Origin of the sequence: Ramlibacter sp., assembly GCF_035706265.1 — a bacterium.
GTDB lineage: Bacteria > Pseudomonadota > Gammaproteobacteria > Burkholderiales > Burkholderiaceae_C > Ramlibacter.
In genome coordinates this window covers 1-5,900 of the sequence record NZ_DASSVG010000320.1, presented here as the reverse complement: position 1 = coordinate 5,900, position 5,900 = coordinate 1, and the positions used below count along the sequence as shown (strand labels likewise).

The 5,900-nt window shown below is 69.9% G+C and carries 7 protein-coding genes; 6 read left to right on the top strand and 1 reads right to left on the bottom strand.

From position 1 onward, the window contains the following. From VFM98_RS11580 to VFM98_RS11560, 5 genes are all read left to right on the top strand, one after another. Positions 1 to 544, top strand: a 544-nt coding sequence (locus VFM98_RS11580) for a Bug family tripartite tricarboxylate transporter substrate binding protein (protein ID WP_325110070.1), incomplete at its 5' end; no start/stop codon positions are given. Positions 545 to 560: 16 nt separating this feature from the next. Then, a complete protein-coding gene (locus VFM98_RS11575; RefSeq protein ID WP_325110069.1) occupies positions 561 to 1,529 on the top strand; it encodes a Bug family tripartite tricarboxylate transporter substrate binding protein in 969 nt (322 codons plus the stop codon). After that, positions 1,526 to 2,008: a pyridoxamine 5'-phosphate oxidase family protein gene (locus VFM98_RS11570; RefSeq protein ID WP_325110068.1), complete on the top strand. Its 483-nt coding sequence runs from the start codon at positions 1,526 to 1,528 to the stop codon at positions 2,006 to 2,008. The genes VFM98_RS11575 and VFM98_RS11570 overlap by 4 nt, the downstream gene beginning before the upstream one ends. A 10-nt stretch (positions 2,009 to 2,018) precedes the next feature. Beyond that, positions 2,019 to 3,368: a Rieske 2Fe-2S domain-containing protein gene (locus tag VFM98_RS11565; protein ID WP_325110067.1), complete on the top strand. Its 1,350-nt coding sequence runs from the start codon at positions 2,019 to 2,021 to the stop codon at positions 3,366 to 3,368. Continuing rightward, positions 3,368 to 3,814: a hemerythrin gene (locus VFM98_RS11560; RefSeq protein WP_325110066.1), complete on the top strand. Its 447-nt coding sequence runs from the start codon at positions 3,368 to 3,370 to the stop codon at positions 3,812 to 3,814. Before VFM98_RS11565 ends, VFM98_RS11560 begins: the two co-directional genes overlap by 1 nt. A 90-nt stretch (positions 3,815 to 3,904) precedes the next feature. Here the strand turns inward: VFM98_RS11560 and ppa are convergent, their stop codons facing one another. Beyond that, positions 3,905 to 4,447 (bottom strand): inorganic diphosphatase, encoded by a 543-nt coding sequence (ppa, locus tag VFM98_RS11555; RefSeq protein WP_325110065.1) that lies wholly within the window; start codon positions 4,445 to 4,447, stop codon positions 3,905 to 3,907. A gap of 236 nt (positions 4,448 to 4,683) precedes the next feature. Here ppa and VFM98_RS11550 point away from each other — a divergent pair. Beyond that, positions 4,684 to 5,900 (top strand): sodium/proton-translocating pyrophosphatase (locus VFM98_RS11550; protein ID WP_325110064.1); only part of this gene is annotated, 1,217 nt, incomplete at its 3' end.

Genomic DNA, 5,900 nt, shown 5'->3' with positions numbered 1-5,900 from the left:
CAAGGCGCGCAAGCCGGGCGATGCCGTGTTCGGCTCCGCGCCGGGCAACGGCTCGCTGTCGCACTTCCTGGGCCTGTCGGTCGGCCTGGCCACGCACACCAAGCTGACCCACGTCGCCTACAAGGACAGCGGCGTCGGCCTGATCGACCTCGCCGCCGGCCGGTTGCCGATCATGATCACCGGGCTGCAGCCGCAGATCGAGTTCCACAAGGCGGGCAAGACGAAGATCCTGGCGGTCTCGGGCGACAAGCGCTCGCCCCTGGTGCCCGACGTGCCGACGCTGGCCGAAGCCGGCGTTCCGATCAGCAGCAGCACGTCGACGGGCGTGTTCGGCCCCGCCGGCATGTCGGCCGACCTGGTCAAGCGCTACCACGACGCGATCGCGCCGATGCTGACCAACCCCGCCATCGTGGAGAAGCTCACGCAGCAGGCCATGACGGTGTGGCACGCCACGCCCCCGCAACTGGCGACCGCCCTGGCGCAGGAGCGCTCGCAATTCGAGCGCCTGGCACGCGACAGCGGCTTCGTGCGGCAGGACGCGTGAGACGGGGAGGCCCACGATGAAGCGTCGCACCGCCCTCCACAGCCTGGCCGCCGGCGCCGCCGTGCTGGCCGCCCCTGCCCTGCGCGCGCAGGACCAGGCGCCCGTCACCATCCTGGTGGGGGCCGCCTCCTCGATGGACTTCACCGCGCGGCTGCTGGCCGACCACCTGCGCGAGTCGCTGGGCCGGCCCGTGATCGTGGTGAGCAAGCTGGGCGCCGGCGGCCGCGTCGCGCTCAACGAGCTGAAGCGCTCTGCACCCGACGGCCGCACGCTGATGTTCTCCACCAGCAGCCCGTTCGCGATCTACCCGCACATCTACACCAGGCTGGATTACGACCCGATCGCGGACTTCACGCCGATCGCCGGCGTGAGCCTGTTCGACGTGGGGCTGGCCACCGGCCCGATGACCCAGGCCGGCGACCTCAAGGAGCTGGTGGGCTGGGCCAAGGGGCAGGCCGCCGGCACGGTCTACGGCGCGGCGCCCGGCGCGGGCTCTTCGTCCCACTTCGTCGGGATCGCGCTGGCGCAGGCGACCGGCTTGCCGCTCAAGCCCGTGCACTACAAGGACAGCGGCGTCGGCATCCTCGACGTGGTCTCGGGCCGGCTGCCGATGCTGATCACCGGCACCAGCCCCTTGGCCACACAGCACAAGGCCGGCAAGCTGAAGCTGGTGGCCGTCTCGGGCGAGAAGCGCTCGCCCCTGGTGCCGGACGTGCCCACCTTCAAGGAACAGGGCTTCGACGTCGTGATCGAGAACTCCGCCGCGCTGTACGGGCCGGCGAAGCTGCCGCGCGACATGGTGGAGCGCCTGCATGCGGGGGTGACGGCCATGCTCGCCAAGCAGGAGGCACTGGAGAAGATGGCCGGCCAGGGCATGGCGCCGCTTCCCATGAGCGGCGTGCAGCTCTCCGCCTGGCTCGCCAACGAACGCCGCCGCTACGAGCACCTGGCCAAGGCCAGCGGCTACGTGCCGGAGACGCTGTGAAGGACGCGATCGCACTCGTGCTGCCGCAGGCGCTGCGCCGGCGCGTCGACCGCGCGCTGGTCGAGCGCCACCCGATGCTGGTGGCGCACGTCGATGCGCAGGGCCAGCCGGTACTGAGCTTCCGCGGCTCGGTGCAGGTCTTCGGCGACGACCAGCTGGCGCTGTGGATCCGCAGGGCCGAAGGCGGCTTCATCCGGGCGATCCGCGCCAATCCGCGCATCGCGCTGATGTACCGCGACGAGGAGGCCAAGGCCACCTACCAGTTCCAGGGCCGCGCCCGCGTGACGGACGTGCCCGAAGAACGCCAACGCATCTTCGAGCGCGCGCCGGCCGCCGAGCGCGCGCACGACTTCGCCATGCTGGGGGCCGCCGTGCTGGTGGACCTCGACCGCGTGGAGGGCTACGCCGGCCTGGGCCCGCAGGGCAAGGTCGATCCCCTCCTCCTGCTGCGCGAGGGCGCGGCACAACTCGAAAACTGATGGAGCAAGGATGACACCGCAAGACAGCCACGACCTCACCCGCGTCGGGCCCGGCACCGTGATGGGCAACTTCATGCGGCAGTACTGGATCCCGGCCGCGCGTTCCGGCGAGCTGCAGCCGGACGGCACGCCCATGCGCCTGCTGCTGCTGGGCGAGAAGCTGGTCGCCTTCCGCGACTCGAGCGGCCGCGTCGGCGTGATGGACCACATGTGCCCGCACCGCAACGCCTCGCTGGTGCTCGGTCGCAACGAGGAGGACGGCCTGCGCTGCATCTACCACGGCTGGAAGTTCGACGTGGACGGCCATTGCGTGGACATGCCCAGCGTGGCGCCGCACCAGTGCTTCAAGGACAAGGTCCGCGCCCAGGCCTACAAGGCGGTGGACCGCCATGGCGTGATCTGGGTCTACATGGGCCCGCGCCAGGACGACCCGCCGCCGCTGCCCATGTACGAAGCAACGCTGCTGGAGGAGAAGGACGTCGACATCCAGTTCATGATGCGCAGCTGCAACTGGATGCAGGCGCTGGAGGGCGACATCGACACCTCGCACTTCGGCTTCCTGCACGTCGGCCACCTGGATCCCGAGGAGGTGCCGGAAGGCCACCCGCTGGAGCACACCGCCGGCGACCGCGCGCCCGAATACCACGTGCGCGACACGCCCTGGGGCACGAACTACGGCGCCTACCGCGCCGTGAAGCCGGGCGTCACGTACTGGCGCTACGCCAACTACATGTTCCCGTTCTGGACCCAGACGCCGCAGGGCGAATTCCCGGTCAACATCCAGGCCCGCGCCTGGGTGCCGCTGGACGACACCCACACCATGGCGATCTTCTGGCGCCGCCGCACCGCCAGCGGCGGCCCGCGCAGCACCATGGAGCCGCTGAAGAACGGCAAGCCGCTGCCCGGCGCGCGCCCGCAGCCGGATTTCCACCCCAACGGCACGGGCTGGCTGGAGCGCTACCGCGTGGTGGCCGACGAGTCCAACGACTGGCTGATCGACCGCGAGGCGCAGCGCACCAACCGCATCTACTCGGGCATCGACCACATCGGCCTGCAGGACCAGGCCGTGACGGAGAGCATGGGCGGGATCACGGACCACGCCAGGGAGCACCTGGGCCCCGGCGACCTGATGATCGCGCGCACGCGCCGGCGCGCGCTGCAGGCGGCGCGTGCCTTCGCGGCCGGCACGCCCGCGCCGGGCGTGAGCGAGCCCGAGGTGATGATGGGCGCGCGCAGCGGCTACTTCGAGATGCCCGCATCGGTGGAATGGCAGCAGGCCTACGCCGACAAGATGCGCTCTGCGGTGCGGGTGCTGAAGCAGCCGGCCGCACCGGTCGAAGAAGCGGTGCCGGCGAAGTGATGGAGCTCGGGGACGCCGCGCTCGATGCGGAGCACGCGCAGCTGCAGGGCCACGCCCTGCGGCTGCTGCACGCCGCCGCGGGCGAAGACGGGCTCGCGGCGCTGCAGGCCCTGCAGGCGCACGCGCGCGAGCACTTCGCCGCGGAGGACGCCGACCTGCGGCGGATGGAGGGCGGCAACGCCCGCTGCCACCTCGACGAGCACGCCAACGTGCTCAGGTCGTTCGAGGAAGTGGGCGCGGTGCTCGCGCGCGACGTGCTCGACGCCGAGGCGAAGCAGAGGCTGGTGCAGCGGCTCGCGCTGCAGTTGCTGGACTGGCTGCCGGAGCACGTGCGGGAGATGGATGCCGCGGTGGCGCGCCAGCGCTTCCAGGCCCGCACCGGGGGGGCGCCGGTGCGCATCGCACGAGTGCCGGCCCGGCGCGAGGAGCGCCGCGCCGTCCGGTAAGAAGAAAGCGCCGCGATGCGGCGCTTTGCTGGGTTCCCGCCTGCGCGGGAAAGACGTGGGGGTTCCCGCCGTGCGGAACGACGGCGGGGGTCAGCCCTCCGGATGCTCCTTCTTGTACGCCTCGATCCCGTCCAGCACTTCCTTCTTCGCGGACTCCGGGCCTTCCCAGCCCAGCACCTTGACCCACTTGCCGGGCTCGAGGTCCTTGTAGTGCTCGAAGAAGTGCGCGATGGTCTTCAGGCGCAGCGGGTTCAGGTCCTCGGGTTGCTGCCACTGGGTGTAGATCGACAGCACCTTGTCGATCGGCACCGCGAGCACCTTGGCGTCGTCTCCGGCCTCGTCCTGCATCTTCAGCACGCCGATGGCGCGGCAGGGCACGACCACGCCCGGGATCAGCGGCACCGGGGTGACGACCAGCACGTCCACCGGGTCGCCATCGCCGGCGATGGTCTTGGGCACGTAGCCGTAGTTGGTGGGGTAGTGCATCGCCGTGCTCATGAAGCGGTCGACGAAGATGGCGCCCGTTTCCTTGTCCACCTCGTACTTCACGGGGTCGGCGTTCATCGGGATCTCGATGATCACGTTGAAGGCTTCGGGAATGTTCTTGCCGGGAGTGACTTGGTCCAGGGACATCGTGTGCTTTGGGGTGGGATGGAGGGGAGGCGCGCTCGGGGGAAACCCTGATTTTAGTCAATGTCACCACTCTCTCGGCTGACGGTCATTTCTATGTAAAGGCTTCACCTGTATATTCCCCGCGTTGGCCAATCGTCCCGCCGTCACGCGGCGCGTCACGAGGAAGCAACGCAGCGGGGGCTCCGCGGCGTTGGAGACCCCCTCGACGACCGAAGCGAACGACAGGAGAAACTTTGATGACTGGCAACTCGGCGCTGCTACTGGCGCTCGTCTGCGGTCTGGCAGCCGTGGTCTACGGCTTCTGGGCCCGCAGCTGGATCCTCGGAAAGGACGCGGGCAACCCCCGCATGCAGGAAATCGCGGCGGCTGTGCAGGCCGGCGCAGCTGCCTACCTGGCCCGCCAATACCGCACGATCGCGATCGTCGGCTTGGTGCTCGCCATCCTCATCGCCGTGTTCCTCGACGTGCAGACGGCCGTCGGCTTCGTCATCGGGGCGGTGCTCTCCGGCGCCTGCGGCTTCATCGGCATGAACGTCTCGGTGCGCGCCAACGTGCGCACCGCGCAGGCCGCCACCAAGGGCATCGGCCCGGCGCTCGACGTCGCCTTCCGCGGCGGCGCCATCACCGGCATGCTGGTGGTGGGCCTGGGCCTGCTGGGCGTGACGGCCTTCACCTGGTTCCTCATGGGCAACGGCCGGCTGACGCCGGACGTCAGGCTGGGCAACCTGCTGACCCCGCTGATCGGCCTCGCTTTCGGCGCCTCCCTGATCTCGATCTTCGCGCGCCTGGGCGGCGGCATCTTCACCAAGGGCGCCGACGTGGGCGCCGACCTGGTGGGCAAGGTGGAAGCCGGCATCCCCGAGGACGATCCGCGCAACCCCGCGGTGATCGCCGACAACGTGGGCGACAACGTGGGCGTCTGCGCCGGCATGGCGGCCGACCTGTTCGAGACCTACGCCGTGACGCTGATCGCCACCATGGTGCTGGGCGCGCTGCTGGTGGCCTCCGCGCCGGTGAACGCGGTGCTCTATCCGCTGGCCATGGGCGGCGTGTCGATCATCGCCTCCATCATCGGTTGCTTCTTCGTCAAGGCCTCGCCCGGCATGAAGAACGTGATGCCCGCCTTGTACAAGGGCCTGATCGTGGCCGGCGTGCTGGCGCTGATCGCCTTCTACGGCGTGACCGTGTGGCTGGTTCCCGACAACGCCATCGCCGCCTCCGGCAGCCAGATGCGCCTGTTCGGCTCCTGCGTGATCGGCCTGGCGCTGACGGGCCTGCTGGTGTGGATCACCGAGTACTACACCGGCACCCAGTACCACCCCGTGCAGCACGTGGCGCAGGCCTCCACCACCGGCCACGGCACCAACATCATCGCCGGACTCGGCGTGTCCATGAAGTCCACGGCCTGGCCGGTGCTGTTCGTCTGCGTCGCGATCATGGTGTCCTACGGGCT

Excerpts from the sequence above, each read along its gene's own strand:
- VFM98_RS11575 (WP_325110069.1), top strand. The coding sequence starts at position 561 with ATGAAGCGTCGCACCGCCCTCCACAGCCTGGCCGCCGGCGCCGCCGTG.
- VFM98_RS11565 (WP_325110067.1), top strand. The coding sequence starts at position 2,019 with ATGACACCGCAAGACAGCCACGACCTCACCCGCGTCGGGCCCGGCACC.
- VFM98_RS11560 (WP_325110066.1), top strand. The coding sequence starts at position 3,368 with ATGGAGCTCGGGGACGCCGCGCTCGATGCGGAGCACGCGCAGCTGCAG.
- ppa (WP_325110065.1), bottom strand. The coding sequence starts at position 4,447 with ATGTCCCTGGACCAAGTCACTCCCGGCAAGAACATTCCCGAAGCCTTC.